Here is a 17,433-nt window from a genome sequence, read left to right as displayed (position 1 = left end):
GTCCCTAACGAACTTTGACTGAAGCCATTTCTTGGCCGTCAGGACTCATCACGTGGGTCGAGCAAGCCAAGCACGGATCAAAGGAATGGATGGTGCGCAAGATCTCCAGGGGCCGCTGCGGATCGGCCATCGGGGTACCGATCAGGGAGGCTTCAAAAGCGCCAATATTGCCCTTGGGATCGCGAGGAGATCCATTCCACGTCGTCGGCACGACACATTGATAATTGTCAATCTTGGCGTCCTTGATCTTGATCCAGTGCCCGAGTGCACCGCGCGGCGCCTCAGTGAACCCGTAGCCCTTGGCCTCCTTGCGCCAGCTCTCCGGCTTCCACCTGCTGACATTGGCAGTTGCCGTATTGCCTGCCTTAATGTGGATTACCAGCTTATCCTGGAAATAACGCATCTGATGCGCCGCCCACTGGCATTCGAGCGCCCGCGCTGCAGTACGGCCAAGTGTCGAGAACAGCGCAGTCAGGGGAAGATTGAGCCCCTTGAGCAGTCTCTCGGCCGGCTCCTTGAACTCGGCTTTGCCTTGCGCATAACCGATGATGTATCGCGCCAACGGCCCGACCTCGACGGCGTGGCCACGCCAGCGCGGCGCTTTGATCCAGGAGTACTTGCCGCCTTCGTCGAGTTCCTTGATATCTGTCTTGCTGCCTTTGAGTTTTGGCCCAAGTTCAAAACTCGCCTCGGTGATACCGTCCCACGGATGCAGTCCACAGCAATCGCTGGGGTACTTATACCATGAATGCGCGACGAATTCCTGGATCTGCTCGGGATCACCATGGTCGATCGGCAGAACCTCCTTGAGATTGCCATCAAGAATGATCCCGCGCGGCAGCTTGAAGCTCTTCGCGGAACAGTCATTGGCGTTTTCGGGGATGTCGCCATAGGACATCACGCTTTTGCTCGAAAGTCCGCCGCCATGGAGCCAGTCCTTATAGAACGAGCAGATCGCGGCAATGTCGGGCAGGTAAACCTGCTCGACAAACTCGATCGAACGATCGATGACCGAGGACACGATGTTCAGTCGCTCCATATTGATCGCACCCACCGCACCAGTTCCGTCGATATTGATCGCGCAGGGCACGCCGCCGACCAGCCAGTTTGGATGCGGGTTCTTGCCACCATAGATAGCTTGGATCTTGACGATCTCCTTCTGGAAGTCGAGCGCTTCCAGATAATGCGCTACAGCCATCAGGTTCGCTTCCGGTGGCAGCTTGTAGGCCGGATGCCCCCAATAGCCATTCTTGAACGGACCGAGTTGCCCTGATCCGAAGAATTTGGTGAGCCGGATCTGCAAATCCTTAAAATAGCCAGGGGACGACAGCGGCCAAGGCGAGATAGACTGCGCCAGCGCGGAGGTCGACTTGGGATCGGCCTTGAGCGCGGAGACGACGTCGACCCAATCCAGCGCGTGCAGGTGATAGAAATGTACGAGGTGATCATGCACGAGCAGGCACAGCTGCATGATGTTGCGGATCGAATTTGCATTCTCCGGAATCGTAATTCCTAGTGCATTTTCAACCGCGCGCACGGAGGTGAGCGCATGGGTGCCGGTGCAGACCCCGCAAATCCGCTCGGTGAACGCCCAGGCGTCGCGCGGATCGCGCCCGCGCAGGATGACTTCGATGCCACGCCACATCGTCCCGCTTGAGACCGCATTGCGGATCACATTATCGGAATCGAGATTGGCTTCGACGCGCAGGTGGCCTTCCACCCGCGTCAGCGGATCGATGACGATTCGCCTGCCGGAACGATCGAGATTGAACCCATTCGGTGTCTGGACGGCCACCGTCGCCCCCTCCTCAACTCGGTTTGCTTTTTTGGGCTGCGCGATCCGGCTTGTGGGTCAACCGCTTCACGGCGGTGACCGCCGCATGGGCAGCGACGGTTAGCCCAACCACGCCGGCAGCGGCCATGCCGATTTGGTCGGCGTTCTCCTCGATGCCGAACTGCTTGATGGTCGTGAGTCGATCGTAAAATGACCCTTTATCCCAGAAGCCGTCTTCGGAGCAGCCGAAGCAGCCGTGGCCGGATTGAATCGGAAATGAAACGCCGCCGTTCCACCGAAGGGCCGAACAGGCATTGTAGGTGGTTGGCCCCTTGCAGCCCATCTTGTACAGGCAATAGCCCTTGCGTGCGTACTTATCGTCCCACTCTTCGACGAATTGGCCAGCGTCGAAATGGGAACGCCGATAGCACTTGTCGTGAATGCGCTCGGAATAAAACATACTTGGACGCCCTTGACGATCGAGCTCAGGAAGCTTTCCGAATGTGGTGATGAAAGTCACGAGGCCACTCATGACCTCTGCGATAGGCGGGCACCCGGGCACCTTGATGACCGGCTTGTTGGTGATCACCTTATCGATCGGCGCCGCGCCAGTCGGATTGGGCTTGGCCGCCTGCACGCATCCCCAGGACGCACACGTGCCCCAAGCGATGATCGCCATGGAATCTTCCGCCATCGACCTGAGCTTTTCAACGAACGGCTTGCCGCCGTCAATGCAGAACATGCCATCCTCCTTCAGCGGCGGATTGCCTTCGACGGCGAGCACATACCTGTCTTTGTACTTGGCACGAGTTTCCTCCAGGATGGCCTCGGCCTGATGTCCTGCCGCCGCCATGATCGTATCGTCATAGTCGAGCGAAATCATCGACAGCAGCACGTCCTTGATCAAGGGATGGGCAGACCGGATAAAGCTTTCCGAGCAGCACGTACACTCGAGCCCGTGCAGCCAGATGACGGGCAAACGCTCTTTGGTCTCCAGGGCATTGGCAATACTGCTTGCGGCGAGCGGACTAAGTCCCAAGCTCGCGGCCGTCAAACTGCAGAATTTGTGGAAACTACGACGCGTGATACCTTGACGTCTGATCACGCTGTAGAACGTCTCCGTTGCACCACCCATGAGGCCTTCCATGTCAGCTGTCGCCGGCCGTAACGAATTGCTGACGTACAGCAAGAAGCAGGCCACCGAAGCCAAACACTGACAGACACCAAGCTACCGCTTCGGGACTCGCGGATTATCGAACCCAGCCAGCGAGCCACAAGCAGCGCCATTGATCTGTCATGCTAATGGTGTCCGGTTTTGGACGTCGATGTGAGCACTTCAACAGAGCAGCACGATGGTTCACCACTGCACGGCGACTACGTCATACTAGCTCTTGCACGACCGCGACACTCACGTGTCATGCCGATTGTTGAATAAAATTGGTGCAGTTGACGGGCACCGCACTGCCCCCGGGTCTTAAAAAGACTTGCCGATTGCTGACCAATGAGGTGTTAAAGCCGCTCATAGTCGCAAGTGCGCAAGCAGTCCGTACCAAAGTGGCGGTCGAGCGACGAAGAGAAGCCGCAATGGATTGAGCCGCGATGCGCACGCTGCCTGCGCGTTTTAGGCTGATCGAATCCGACTGCCTTTGATTCAAAGCGGCTCGCCGCACGGCATCGCTGCGGGATCGTGGGCGAGAGTTTGGACGTTCAGAGCTATCACAGGAGCGTTCATCGCGCGAGCCGATCGATAGCAAGGCGCGATCGTCTTGGCGCATCGCAACACCACCCCCCCTTGCAAGAGCTTCTTCGATGACGGAGGCGATCTCGTTTTTGAAGCACTGGTGCGATCCGGCCGACGCGGATAGCAGTCGACGGCGCCGACTTTCAGTCGACATCGATGCGTAGCAGCAACACTGTCTGCCTGCTACCCCAAACGGTTCAGCGAGCCTTTCGACGGAAAGCGAATTATCGGATTATTGCAGCATAGACGATATACTGGACTTGTTCGCGGTAATACTTCCGGATTTCTCCGGGCGCTGCCGTTCCGACCACCACGACGAGACGCTCCTTTGGGTCGCAGAAAAATTGTGTTCCGTAGGCGCCGGTCCAGGTGAACTCACCTGGATTGCCCGGAACCGCCGAGAGACCCTCGTTTGTGCGTACAGCCACTCCGAGCCCGAAGCCGAAGCCGGCACGGTGCGCTTCCACATTGGCGACCTTATTTTTGATCTCTGGCCCGAGGTGGTTGGAGATCATGTGGCGCACCGTCTTCGGACCGAGAATGCGCTGCCCATCGAGCTCCCCGCCGTTGAGCAGCATTTGTCCAAAGCGCACGTAGTCACCGACTGTCGCAAATGCACAGGCTCCCCCGCAGTCAAACTTCGTTGGACTTTCGAGGAGCTCGATGTCTTGTGGCTTTCCCGTCAGCGGGTCGTCTGGAAATGGATGCGCGAGGCGCTCGCGTTGCGATTCCGACAAATGGAAAGTGGCATCCTGCATTTCGATGGGCCTCCACAGGTTGCTGGCAAGATAGTCGCCCAATCGCTGTTCGCTGACCTGTTCCACGACAGCTCCCAGCACATCGGTCGAGAAGCCGTATTCGAATTCCGTCCCCGGTTGGTGCGCTAGCGGCAGCTTGGTAATGGCTTCGATGAACGCCTGCTTATCGCCCCTTAGTGGCGGCGCGGCGAAATCAGGATAGAGACGCGCCACTTGGTCTGAGCTGTCGGGCGCCGCGCCATAGGTCAGCCCGGATGTGTGGCGATATAGATCGTGGATGTAGATCGGAGACCTCTGCGTTTGAAATTCTAATGAGCCGTCATGCTGTGGCACCTCCCACCTTCATGTTTGCGAATTCTGGGTAGTAATCCGTAAGCCTAGCCTGTAGAGGCAGGCGACCTTGCTCCATGAGGATAAGCCCCGCAACGGCCACCATCGGTTTGGTCATAGACGCAAGCGCGAACATCGCATCGAGCCGCATCGACCTTCCTTTTGCAGGATCGAGTTGCCCGTACGCCTTGTAGTGAATCAGCTTGCCGTCTTTGGCGATTGCAACCACCGCGCCAGGCACGCGTTTACTCTCGATCTCGCGAGCGAAGAACTCGTCTAGCTTGGCGAGGCGCTGCTGAGAAACGCCGACGTCATCGGCCGTCGCTTCGGGCAGAGGCGCGGAGTGCACTGAATTGAAGCCGATTCCAGCAGCCGCCGCGGCCATAACAAGCTTGTTCATTGTAGCCTCGCAAGGATGGATGATCGGCTTGCAATACTGCTGCTCGGTCGTGATCGGATATGTCTGGCCGGTAGGCCTAAGACGGTTCTATCCGGCTTGGTGCGCTTTCGTTCATGTGCCTCTCCTGGCACAGTGTCTGTCGATGAGGGCTAAGGTGAAGATTGCCGCAAAGGCGAACATCACCATACCGCCGGCAACCACACTCGCCTCGCGCCAGCGCGATGCTTGGACGTACTCTACGACGTAGGCTGACAACACTTTGGTGCGCCCAGGAATGTTGCCGCCGATCATCATCACGACGCCGAATGTGCCGATCGTATGAGAAAAGCCAACCACGGCCGCTTTAACAAACTCTAGTCGCGCCAGCGGCGCGCTGATGGTAATGAAGGCATGCAACGGCGAAACGGGCGGCGTAGTTTCCAACGGGCGATCGCCTATCGCGACAAAGGCGTTACGGATCGGCTGCACCACCAACGGCAGCGCCGAGAGGACCGATCCGACCACGATTCCTGCGAAGGTAAAAGCGAGCGAGCGCTCGCCCCAGAAAGAGGCGAGAACGCCACCCGGTCCGTTGGGGCCGAGCAACACGAGTACGCAAAAACCGAGAGCTGTCGGCGGTAGCACCAGCGGCAGGGCGATCATGGTCGCCACCGCCTCGCTCAAAAGAGTCTTTGAGCGCGCTAGCCACCAAGCGAGGGGCACACCAATCACGAGGAGGATCACGGTCGTCACGCTGGCGAGCTCGATCGTGAGCGCAACGGATTGCGAAATCTCTGCCGAAAAGACCTCCATGTGCGTCAGCCCAACAGTGAGAGCAGGTCGCCGTACCGGCACAGTGATCGCCGGCACGTCCGGCCCGCCCAGCGATGTGGCGCGGATCGCCCTTTGGTTGCGCGGCGCTTCGTGGCGGCCGCCACATTCACGCGCGTCGTTTCTGCTAGCAAGAGCAGCATCGCACGCCTCATCGGCAACTCCTGTGACAGGGCCGCTTCGATCCATCTGACGGCAGCCCCTCGTTAGTCATCAGCAATTCCTGTGCCGTGTGCGAACTGTGGCGCGCTCTATGCTCGACGTGAGAGAACTTCGCATATACGTCGACGTCACTATGGATTGGACCTAACGCTCTGTGTCAGATTCCTGGCATCTTTGTTTCCGAGCAGACAGCGACACGCCGCGTAACGAAACGGAGAATTTGACGCCCCGAGAGATGCCTGTTTGGTTTGCCGACGGCTCAAACGCCGCATTCGCCGCGCCGGCAAGTGGAACGGATTGCAGGAAGCCTGCCGTTTGGCAGCAACGCGAACGATCTAGCTGAGAAATCATCGTCACGCTGCTTCTGCGACGCAACAAAAGGCGCGAGGGGCCGAGAGCGAAGGCCGCCTCTCGACCAACCTGCCTAATGCGCATCGTTAGCACAGGCCTGGAGACAAATGCCCCGTGCACGAACGAGCTTTGCCGCTAGCGACAATCATCCATCAAAGATTTTTTTCGCGCAATCGAGTTCCTAAACCAAGCTTCCATCGCGTGGATGCCGATAATCCAAACTATCAATTTTACTAATGTCACGTACTGTTGCATCCATCTCAGCAGTCGGCGCATATCGATCACGCTAGGGTTTCCAGGCCGAGACGTGACTCCGCTAATGCGCGCAGCCGATCAAGATACGAGTCACGCTGCAACTTATGTTCGACCTTGCGAACGTGGTCCGAGCACTCAAACCGATGACCCGGAGATGACGGCTTGTCCGCGACTGCTTAATCGACCGCAGTTTGGGCATCTGGTGCATATCTTGCTTAGCGAGAAAGATAACGTAACTGAACGCCTGCCTTTGGAACGACGCGTCGGCTCTCGGAACCGTCTTCAATCGGACACGGCTAAAATGATGATTCTCGTATGACGCTGCCGCCCCTCAATCACGCGGCGGCTCAAATTCGAGTATATTCGGGAAGGAAGCGTCATGACCACCATGGCAACTGCGGCGCCCGCGCGCGCGTCGCAAGCTTGGTATAAGATTCTCTACGTCCAGGTACTGATCGCGATCGTGATTGGCGCCGTGGTCGGCTGCCTATGGCCGTCCGTCGCGACCAGCGACTGGGTCAAGGCGCTCGGTGACGGGTTTATCAAGCTCATCAAAATGGTGATCGCGCCGATTATTTTCTGCACCGTCACATCTGGTATCGCGCATATTCAAGATGCGAAGAAAGTCGGGCGCGTCGGCATCAAGGCGCTGGTCTATTTCGAGATCGTCTCCAGTTTTGCCTTGCTGTTGGGCCTTGTTATGGGCAATCTGGTCCAAATCGGCCATGGCCTTGCGGTCAAGCCGGATGCTGCGGCGGTCGCCAATTACGTCAAGCAGGCGGAAGCCTCGAAGACCGTCGATTTCTTTCTCAACATCATTCCCGATACGGTGGTCGGCGCCTTCGCTCGCGGCGATGTCCTGCAGGTTCTCCTGTTCGCGATCCTATTCGGCTTTGCGCTGATGGCGCTGGGAAACCGTGGTGAGCGACTGCGCGGCATGATTGACGACGTGGCGCACGCGGTGTTCGGCGTAATCGCTATCATCATGAAAGCGGCCCCGATCGGCGCCTTCGGCGCCATGGCCTTCACGATCGGCAAGTTCGGGCCGGCAGCACTCGGCAATTTGATCGGTCTGATCGCGCTGTTTTACGCGACGGCGGCGTTATTTGTGGTGGTGGTGCTCGGTTTGATCGCGCGCCTCGTCGGCTTTTCAATCTTCAAGTTCATTGTCTATATCAAGGACGAGATTCTGATCGTGCTCGGCACTTCGTCCTCTGAAAGCGCGCTGCCGCAATTGATGGAGAAGCTCGAGCGGCTGGGCTGCTCCAAGCCCGTGGTCGGCCTCGTGGTGCCAACTGGCTACTCCTTCAACCTCGACGGCACCAATATCTATATGACACTTGCGACATTGTTCATTGCCCAGGCACTCGGGGTCGATCTCACCTTTGGCCAGCAGCTCACGATCCTGCTCGTGGCAATGCTAACGTCTAAGGGAGCAAGCGGCGTCACCGGCGCGGGCTTCATCACGCTCGCTGCAACGTTGTCGGTGGTCAACCCAGCGCTGGTACCGGGCATGGCAATCGTGTTTTCGATCGACAAGTTCATGAGCGAGGTGCGCGCCCTTACCAACATCACCGGCAATGGCATCGCCGCCGTGTTCGTATCCTGGTGGGAAGACGAGCTCGAGCACGCGACGCTACAGGCTCGGCTCAACCAGCCCACCGTCTCCACCAATATCGACACTACAAGCACAATGAGGTAGGTCCTTAACCACCGCCATTCGAAGACGCCTCGAATGCTAGCGCAGCCACATTTCTCGTAATTCGAATCGGCACCTCCGACTTGACACGAGCCGGAACTTTCTCGCGCGATCTCCAGTGCGCAGCGCCTTGCTCCGCGTTGCGCCCCGGCAGCCGCCCCTGACACGATGCCGCACGCGAGCAAAAGAGTAGGAGCTTTTTTACAGTCATTTTCAAGCGCGTCTTTCGCGGTCAAGGCTCCCGGCCATCTGAACGCTTGTGCAACATTTGCCGAGTCAGACAACAGGACTGCGACAGAACGTGTCCGGCCTGACGGACCTACCTGTTGGTCCACCTACAAATGCCCATGTGCGCGGTCACCGCATTTGCCTCGCCCGACCAACGAGGTGGTAGCGATCTTGCTGACGCAACTCGTGACCCGTTGTTAACGTGCGCGCAGCGCATCAGACCGTGATGGGTGTGATCAGCAGGATTAGATGGCACCTCGACGGAGCCGTGGCGGCTCGTACACGGATAGTGTCGGTTCGGCGTCACTGTGCGCGCTCGGTTCCGGCTAAACTCGAGACAAGTCCTCCGCACCTAGGCGTGATGGCCTGAACGCATAGATAGCAATCGCGTTACTTCGCCTTCGTGTCTCGGCACATGACCATTGCGCTTTCTTCCGCATGACCGATCGTGCCGGCGAGATGAGTGGTCCGGCAGCTTGTCCCTGTTCTTTCCGGGTTCGGCGAGGCGCGCGCCTGATTGTTTTGCCTCAACGTCTTGGCTGACCTGCAGCCGCTGTCCTCGTACCGCTGGCTTAAGGGCGTTGTCCTCGGCCGCAGCCTCGAGCGCCTGCCGGGAGGCTATCGGCAGCGGAGGAAAGCAGACATCTCAGCTTCGATTGCAGGCGTGTCAGCCTGCGCCATATTGGAAGGTTTAGGACAACTATACGTATGTCTGTAATGCGTTTTTTCTCGGCGCGTGCTCAGTTCAGCCGCAAGCAATCGATCTCGGAACCGCTCACCAGCGGGTCTTGTGGCCGAGGATTGCCCCATTTTTGCCTAAAATGTTATAGCTCTCCCGCCGGAGAACAGGCCGGACGGTATCACAATGCGTAGCCAGATCAGCAGTTTTAAACGTTCAGCCCCTCAGTTTACCTTCGGCAGCATGACGCTGGCCGTGGTAACATTGGCTTGCTTGCACCTTCAGGCGCATTTCGCCGCGACGGCGTTCGCCTATTTGTTGGTGGTATTGCTGTTTTCGTTGATGGGCAGCTTCATCGCGTCGTCCGCGCTTTGCATCCTAGCCATCGCTGTTCTCGCTTACTACTTTGCGCCGCCAGCGTTCAGCCTGCGAATCGATGACCCCCAAGATCTTCCGGTGGTTGTTGCATTCTTTATTGCCTCGATTGTGGGAACGCACCTGATCGGAAAGCTCCGCCAGGAAAGAGAGGCTGCGCGTGTGGCCGCGGCCAAGCTACAGCGGAGTACGGCCGATTTGGAGGATCGCGAAAAACGGTGGCGCGCAATCTTCGAGCACAATCCGGCCATGTATTTCATGGTCGACGAAGCCGGCACTGTCCTCAACGTCAATACGTTCGGCGCGACACAACTCGGCTATGCTCGTGCTGAACTGATTGGTCAACCCGTGCTGGGCGTATTTCTTGAGGAGGACCGCGCGTTCGTTCGCGAATGCTTTCGGACGTGCCTTGAGGATATCGGACAATCGCGCACGTGGGACGTCCAGAAGGTCAGGAAGGACGGCTCGGTCTTGTGGGTACGTGAAAACGCCAAAGCCATGCTCTGGGCCGATGATCAGCCAATTGTCCTTATAGCCTGCGAAGATATCACGGAACGAAAGCGGACCGAACTTGCCCTGCAGCGGAGCGAAGCACATTTGGCCCAGGCGCAGGAGTTGAGTCATACAGGCAGCTTCAGCTGGAACGCCACTACGGGCGAGGCCTTCTGGTCAAAGGAAACATTTCGGATTTTCCAATTAGATCCTGAGATTGCCCCGGGGCCGCAGCTCGTCGTTGAGCGCACTCATCCAGATGATAGGGCTTCGGTTAAAGAAATTATCGATCGAGCGATGCGAGACCTGAGCGATTTCGAGCACGAATACCGGTTGCTACTACCGGACGGCTCGGTGAAGCACATCCATGCGCAGGCACGAACCAGGAGAACTGCCTCTGGTGACATCGAGTTTGTTGGGGCAGCTACGGATATTACGGCGGCGAGGCGAGCAGAACAGCAGCTGCGCCGCAGCGAGGCCTATCTAGCCGAAGCCCAGCATCTCAGTCACACGGGCAGCTGGTCCTGGGACGTCTACGGTCTAGATTTCGTGTATCGCTCCGCCGAGGTCGATCGTCTGTTTGGCTTTAGCCCACAAGAACCGGTATCGATAGAGACCATTCGATCGCGCATCCATCCGGACGACTTGCCGCGGCTGCAGGAGGTGCAGCGCCAGGCGATTGAACAGAAGGAGGGACGGTTCGAATATGATTTCCGTATCCTTTTACCAGATGACGGGATAAGGCGCATACACTCCGTTGCGCACGTGGTGGTCGGCAGCGATGGTAACGTCAGCGAGCTGATCGGAACACATATGGATGTCACCGAGCAACACGCAGCTAGGGAACGCCTGGAAACCACACTTGCCGCGCTGCGCGAAAGCGAACAGCGGTTTCGCGACTACGCCGAAACAGCTTCCGACTGGCTCTGGGAGACTGGGCCAGATCATCAGGTCACTCACTTGTCCGAGCACACCAGCGCTGCGGGAATTTTGGCGACAGGATTGATGGGCCTGCTTCGCTGGGACATTGCGTGCGACGTCGAAGAGGAACCCGAGAAGTGGCGGCAGCATCGGGCGACGTTGGAGGCCCATCTTCCGTTTCGGGATCTCGTCTACCGCACCGTGAATCGGACAGGTTCTCCGATCTACGTCCGTACGAGTGGCAAGCCTTTTTTCGATGGAAACGGCAAATTTCTCGGCTACCGTGGGGTCAGCACTGACATCACCGCTACCATTCGCGCCGATCAAGCCGAACAAGAACTACGAAAAGCACAGGCGGAGCTTGCACATGTGACGCGTGTAACGACGTTAGGAGAACTGACAACTACCATCGCGCACGAAATAAACCAGCCACTCGCCGCTATTATCAGCAACGCCGATGCGTGCCTCGGTTGGATGGGTCGCGAAGCTCCTGATCTTTCCGCCGCGCGCTCTTCGGTGGAGTGGATCATCGAAGACGCAATCCGGGCAAGCGAGGTGATCCGTCGTGTTCGCGCACTCGCTAAGAAAGGCGAGATTGAGATGGTGCCGCTCGATATCAATGAGGTCGTTAAGGACGTCATTGCGCTGGTAACACGAGAGCTGGTGAGCCACCGAGTGACGTTACGAACCGAATTGACGGCAGCGCTGCCAGCAATCCTCGGCGACCGGATTCAGCTACAACAGGTGATCATCAATCTGGTGATGAACGGAATCGAAGCCATGGACGCTGTTACAGACCGGACGCGCGAACTGCTGATTCAATCATCAAAGGACGACATGGGGCAGGTGCAGCTTGCCGTGACCGATTGCGGCGTCGGGGTCGCCGAGGACGACGCGGACCGTGTCTTGGATCCCTTCTTCACCACCAAGTCGAGTGGCCTTGGAATGGGCCTTTCGATCTGCCGGTCGATCGTGGAAGCTCACGGAGGGCGGCTGTCAATGGTCCACAGACATGGGCCGGGCGCGACGTTCCAGTTTGCCCTACCATTGCATAAGGAGGTCGTCTCGTGACAGGACGCTTTGACTCGCCAAGTGAAGGCAGCAATGCCGAGGCCTCGACAAAGGCGATCGTCTTCGTCGTCGAGGATGACATCTCCATGCGTCGCTCGCTTACGAACCTTTTTAAATCGGTAGGGTTGGACGTCGTTGCATTCGGATCGGCCCGCGAAATGCTGCAGAGCACAATTGCGGACGTTGTTAGCTGTCTAGTTCTTGATGTTCGGCTGCCAGGCTTGAGCGGCCTTGAGTACCAGACCGAGCTGGCGAGATTGAACATACATATTCCGATCATTTTTATTACCGGCCATGGCGACATTCCCATGACCGTCAGGGCCATGAAGGAAGGAGCGGTCGATTTTCTCAGCAAACCGTTTCGCGATCAGGAACTGCTTGATGCCGTGGTTGCGGCGACCGAACGCGATCGCAAAAGACGGGAGGCTCAGCAGACCGTCGCGAACCTGCAGTCTCTATTTGAAACCTTAAGCCCGCGCGAGCAGGCGGTGATGAAACTGGTGGCTGCCGGCCTGATGAACAAGCAAGTAGCCGCCGAGCTTGGGCTCGCCGAAATTACGGTCAAGATCTACCGGGGACACGTCATGAAGAAGATGCGTGCCCGGTCGCTGGCCGACTTGATCAGAATGACTGAGACGCTGGGAATTCGCACCAATCGTCCTGAACAAACCCAAGTATGATTTTACAAATTCATGACTCGAGCCCACTTTCGCCGAAAGTGGCTAATGCTTTGGCAGCCACTATTCCCGCGCCAGGAGGGCTCGTCTTGTCCACGCCTTTGATTTCCGTCGTTGACGACGACGCCTCAGTCCGTGCGGCGACAGAGAACCTTCTGAAATCGCGTGGCTACATCGTCCGAATATTTGCGTCGGCCGAGGAACTCTTGCGGTCGCCGCAGTTGAATGAGACATCCTGTGTCATTACCGATGTGCAGATGTCGGCTATGAGCGGCTTGGAGCTGTTGGCAGAGATGCGGACGCGTGGTTACGACGCACCGTTCATTTTCATTACTGCTTTCTCCAACGACCGCGTGCGCGCGTCAGCGCTGGGCGCCGGAGCGATTGGCTTCCTTGCCAAACCCTTTGGCGGACAAGCGTTAATCGAGTACATCGACACCGCACTGAAGGCGTGTGGCGGTCGAGTCGGGATCTGACGCAATCAACCTGCAGCGCTTGAGTTCATGTCCGATCTAAACGCTCATGCGACGACGATCTCGCCACCGATCAACCTCTTCGCGGTCGGACACGCTACTTGCTCTAAAATCAGGCGAGCGAGAGGCCAATTGTTGCCTTGTGGATGCCTTACCGACTATCGCCAGGCGGCTACATTGGTGCAAAACAACTTGCCGCTGCGAGGGACGGAGGGCACGCCGGCTCGACTCATTCTGCAGGTCGACGTTCAACGTAATGTTCACCTAAAGCGATCGACGAGCCTAAGCACTTCTTAACTCCGTCTCGATCGAGGCTATATATTCCATTGCAGAGCCGAGCTGGCCGAGAGCGCTCGACAAAGCAAGAGATTGGCTGTGCGCAGCCCGACTGCAGTGACCATGCCAACGGAGCTTCGCCCAGGACAACCGCCTCACGTCTTGTGTTGAGGCTTTTCTGGTGAAAGAGCTCTGCACGATGCTCGTGCTCACGGCGTCGTTATGTCCGTTGACGCATGCCGGCCAGCCTTGTCCATAGGGACGCCGCTTCGCTGTGCATTTCCTTGCCCACCGATTCACGGCAGGCGCCCACGCCCTTACTACTTCGTAGGCGTCATCTGTAGAAGACTTCTGCCTCCAAGCAGTCCAAACTGCTCGGCGCAGCACGCCCGGCCCCTGGGGGCCGGGCGCACTTTGGCGGCACCCCATGCAGGTTCTCGCCGCAGCGAGCATTGTCGCAATTGCCTTGCGCCGTGAGCTCCTACTCCCAAGGCGCAAACAAATCAGCAACCGCTAAGCCAAGAAGCAGTCTGGGGGTAGTATTCTGAGCCGACTCAGAGGAACTCCTAGCCGAAACGGCAATAAACGCAGAGGAGCCCGGAGCAGGCTAGATAGGGCCTACTCCATGGGGCCATATCCCCTCCCATGGTCACATAAAATCATCCTCATAACCGTATGTTGAGGAGCTCGCTGGGATCTCGGTATCACTGCCTTCACTGTCGTCATCTTTGGAAAGATACCGCGCAGCAGTGCCTTTTCGCTGCCATTCGCCGTCGCTATTCCTTACCCATTTGTCTGACTTCTCTGGGTCGAGAACCATGTTGTCGTCGTCAACCTCGACGAACCCCATCTTTGCCGCACGGGCTCTTGCTTCCGGATTAGCCGGACGCAAATTGAGCAGCGGCCGTTTGCCTTCCATTCGAAGTTGATGCTCGAGCAGAATATCGCCAGCGTTCTCGACGAGCGGATGAACGACCTGAAGATCTACGGTAGACGTCGTCCCGGACCGCCCAGGAAACAGCTCCTTCCACCTTTTGACGTCGAACTTCGTCATGCTGTCGCCGCCCTCCATTCTTAGAAGTCCGACACTCTTGTTGCCCAATTGGTAGCTGAAGTATCGCGCATTCTCGGAATCTCGGGTTGTCCCGTAGTCTTTGGCAAGTTCTGCAGTTCGCTTTGCCTTGGCGGACACGAACTCGGAGTACTCGTGGGGGTTGTCGGCGATGTACTTGATTTCGTCGCCATGATAGGCCTCCGCGGCTTTTCGGAATGACTGACGATCGTTGAACTCCATTATGGGAGGGGTTGAAACGAGCGAATACGGTCTTGTTGCCGAAGATGAACCGCCACTCGAGCCAGATTCGGCTAAGCGCATATTGGCGAACGCATCCGCAAAGCTGTCCGCGTCCTTTTGCTCATCACTTTCGGCAAAGTGAGAGGATTGGAAGTAGGACGAGCCGTTGATCCGATTATACATGGCGATTGGTGCTCCCGTCGGACATACATTTCCGCATCTAGTTTAGGCTTGTTAGGCCCAGCGGCGCTGATAGGGAGCCTGGCTTACCAAAACCTGACGTGGTCCTGCTGGCCGCCCTCACGCTGGCTTGTCACAGGGCCTTCTTCTGAACGACACCGCGGCACGCTCGTCCCATTGCCATTCATCAGGTTTGATGAGAGGCCGCGAGCACGTCCGAGGATGCTGCTCCATTAGGAATTGGTCGATCGATGATTCATCTGCTGACGCCGATCGGATCGTACTCTTTTCGGAGTTCTACCCCGCCGCCTCATATCTGGGTCTTCTTTTCAACGTTCCAGTGGAGCTCGCGGACGAGCCGTCTTCGCCGATTTCCAGACTTTGACCAACGATATCGCCTGCGCCAGAAGCGTACTCTAACTTCGACTCGTGGAAGCGCGACCCGCGTTCGGCGTCAACGCTCATTTACCCAAATCCGCATTTCGCCTTCGCCGCGGTTAGCCCAGCTGAACCACGGAATGAATGTCAGCTGCTGTGGTTCTAGTTGTCCAGGCACTTTGTCGTACTGATGAAGCGCCGTTTCTTCAGAATGCGTGTGTTGCAACCGTGCCCCGTTGGCCTGCAGCAAAATCTTGCCCTTAAGGAGACCAGTTCCTTCGATAAGGGAAAACCGGCTGTCTGCATGAAGCCAAACGTTGTGTAACTCGGTCCCGTTGTCGACTTCCTCCAGACAATAAATTAACGGGCCACGCTGGATGGCCACCTTGCTGGCCAAATTGCGAAGTTGTGGATGGCCGTATACGCGACGAACTTGCATCGGCAGCGATAGTTTGACGCGATCTCCCTGCCGCCATGTTCGGCGAATGTGCAGATAGCCCTTGCGCGGCTCGCAATTCACAGGCTCGCCGTTCAGGCTCGCCTGCGGCGCGCTGCACCATTCCGGCAGGCGCAGGGCGAGCGTGTGGGCAATTGGCGGCGCAGATTCGACTGCGATTTCCACCTCGTCTCTCCAGGGATAGCTGCCGCTTATGAGCAACCGCAGCGTATGTCCCTCGACGGATATTGCCACCTTATTACCAATGTAGAGATTTACATAGAGCGCGTCGGTGCGAGGCGTGTAGATGTATTGACCAATCGATGTGAAAAGGCGTGCGATGTTCGGTGGACAGCACGCGCAGCCAAACCAGCGTCGTCGCACCGGCGAGATGTGATTGTAGATGCCATTAGATCTCAGCGTTTTGGGATGCACTTCGAGCGGGTTAACATAGAAATAGTGACGCCCGTCGAACGCGATACTGCCGAGAACGGTATTGTAGAGCGCGCGCTCCATCACGTCTGCATAGCGACCGTCCAGTTCCATCTCCAGCATACGGCGCGCGAACATCATTAGGCCAATCGACGCGCAACTTTCCGCGTACGCGGTATCATTCGGCAAATCGTAATCGCTGCTGAACGCTTCGCCGGCGCCTTGCGAGCCGATGCCTCCCGTAATATAGATCTGGCGCTGGACCATGTTTTGCCATAGCCGTTGGCAAGTTTGACGCTGCTGCTCGTTCTGGCGCAGACGCGCAAGATGAGCTACCGCGGTCATGAGGTATACAAAACGAACCGCATGACCGGTTGCAGTCTGCTGCTCCGAAAGTGGCAAGTGCGCTTGGCTATACGCTTTATTTTTTATCATCCAAGGCTTGCCGTCCGATTTGGGGACGCAGGATTGCTGGCGTTTCTCGTACTCCATATCGTAGAAGTGTGGCTCCGTGCCGCGTTGCTCCACGAAAAAATTGGCTAGCGTGAGATATCGCTGCTCCTCTGTCGCTTCGTAGAGGCGTGCCAACGCAAGTTCGATTTCCGGATGGCCATCGTAGCCGTGCAACTGATCGCGCTCCGGGCCGAAAACTGTGCCGAGGTGATCAGCAAGCCTGCAAACGATCTCCAGCAATCGCCGTTTGCCAGTCGCCTGAAAGAACGCGACACCCGCTTCAATCAAATGGCCCGCGCAATAAAGCTCGTGGCACTCCGCTAGGTTGGTCCAGCGCTCCTGAGGCGCGTTCAGTATGAAATAGGTGTTGAGATAGCCGTCGCCGCATTGGGCGGTCGCAATCAATTCAATCAGCTCATCGGCGGCTTTCTCCAGGTCTGGATTTGGTGCCTGGCATAGCGACCATGCAGCCGCCTCAAGCCATTTTGCGACGTCGCTGTCCTGGTAAACCGTGCCATGGAACTCCCCCCTCGCACGTCCGGCGGCAAGGCGGAAGTTCTCTACCGCGTGGCTCGGTATCGCATCGGGATCACGATCGTTCAGCACCTCCCATTGGTAGGGAATTGCCACTTCCCTGACCAGCTGCTGGCATTTCCCAATCAGCGGATCCGAGACCTGTAGGTTGTGAAGATCGACTTCGGCCACATTCCGATCATTCATCTCGTTCCTCCTTGGAGTGTGGCGAACGGACGCCTAGCACTACTTTGGCAGAATGTGTTTGCGCCACT

At 57.4% G+C, this 17,433-nt stretch carries 9 protein-coding genes and 1 pseudogene; 4 read left to right on the top strand and 6 right to left on the bottom strand.

Annotated features, from left to right (window positions below; translation table 11 throughout):
* Window positions 1-4: 4 nt before the first annotated feature.
* From LRP30_RS06695 to LRP30_RS06680, 4 genes and pseudogenes are all read right to left on the bottom strand, one after another.
* The gene (locus LRP30_RS06695; RefSeq protein WP_249759754.1) at window positions 5-1,795 is read right to left on the bottom strand and encodes a nickel-dependent hydrogenase large subunit; all 1,791 of its coding nucleotides are present in this window, start codon (window positions 1,793-1,795) and stop codon (window positions 5-7) included.
* A 13-nt stretch (window positions 1,796-1,808) separates the two neighbouring features.
* On the bottom strand, window positions 1,809-2,909 hold the full coding sequence (locus tag LRP30_RS06690) for a hydrogenase small subunit (protein WP_249761707.1): 1,101 nt from the start codon (window positions 2,907-2,909) through the stop codon (window positions 1,809-1,811).
* Between the two features lie 830 nt (window positions 2,910-3,739).
* Window positions 3,740-5,003: pseudogene (locus LRP30_RS06685) on the bottom strand (serine hydrolase domain-containing protein).
* Window positions 5,004-5,114: 111 nt separating this feature from the next.
* Entirely contained in the window at window positions 5,115-5,795 is a 681-nt protein-coding gene (locus LRP30_RS06680) for a molybdenum ABC transporter permease (RefSeq protein WP_249759753.1), read from the bottom strand.
* 1,165 nt (window positions 5,796-6,960) lie between these two features.
* Between LRP30_RS06680 and dctA the strand changes: the two genes are divergently transcribed.
* The 4 genes from dctA to LRP30_RS06660 all read left to right on the top strand — a co-directional run bounded on the left by dctA (window position 6,961) and on the right by LRP30_RS06660 (window position 13,199).
* Window positions 6,961-8,283 (top strand): C4-dicarboxylate transporter DctA, encoded by a 1,323-nt coding sequence (gene dctA, locus LRP30_RS06675; RefSeq protein ID WP_249759752.1) that lies wholly within the window; start codon window positions 6,961-6,963, stop codon window positions 8,281-8,283.
* A gap of 1,090 nt (window positions 8,284-9,373) precedes the next feature.
* A complete protein-coding gene (locus tag LRP30_RS06670; RefSeq protein WP_249759751.1) occupies window positions 9,374-12,046 on the top strand; it encodes a PAS domain S-box protein in 2,673 nt (890 codons plus the stop codon).
* The gene (locus LRP30_RS06665) at window positions 12,043-12,726 is read left to right on the top strand and encodes a response regulator transcription factor (protein ID WP_249759750.1); all 684 of its coding nucleotides are present in this window, start codon (window positions 12,043-12,045) and stop codon (window positions 12,724-12,726) included. Before LRP30_RS06670 ends, LRP30_RS06665 begins: the two co-directional genes overlap by 4 nt.
* Window positions 12,727-12,812: 86 nt before the next feature.
* Window positions 12,813-13,199, top strand: a complete 387-nt coding sequence (locus LRP30_RS06660) for a response regulator (RefSeq protein ID WP_249759749.1) — start codon at window positions 12,813-12,815, stop codon at window positions 13,197-13,199.
* Between the two features lie 922 nt (window positions 13,200-14,121).
* Here LRP30_RS06660 and LRP30_RS06655 read toward each other — a convergent pair.
* Entirely contained in the window at window positions 14,122-14,949 is an 828-nt protein-coding gene (locus tag LRP30_RS06655; RefSeq protein ID WP_249759748.1) for an Effector protein NopP, read from the bottom strand.
* A 451-nt stretch (window positions 14,950-15,400) separates the two neighbouring features.
* Window positions 15,401-17,365, bottom strand: a complete 1,965-nt coding sequence (locus tag LRP30_RS06650) for a beta-L-arabinofuranosidase domain-containing protein (RefSeq protein WP_249759747.1) — start codon at window positions 17,363-17,365, stop codon at window positions 15,401-15,403.
* Between the last annotated feature and the right edge of the window lie 68 nt (window positions 17,366-17,433).

This window comes from Bradyrhizobium sp. C-145 (genome assembly GCF_023375135.1).
Lineage (GTDB): Bacteria > Pseudomonadota > Alphaproteobacteria > Rhizobiales > Xanthobacteraceae > Bradyrhizobium > Bradyrhizobium zhanjiangense.
Note: the sequence above shows the minus strand (reverse complement) of the source record. Positions and strands in the feature narration are given on the sequence as shown.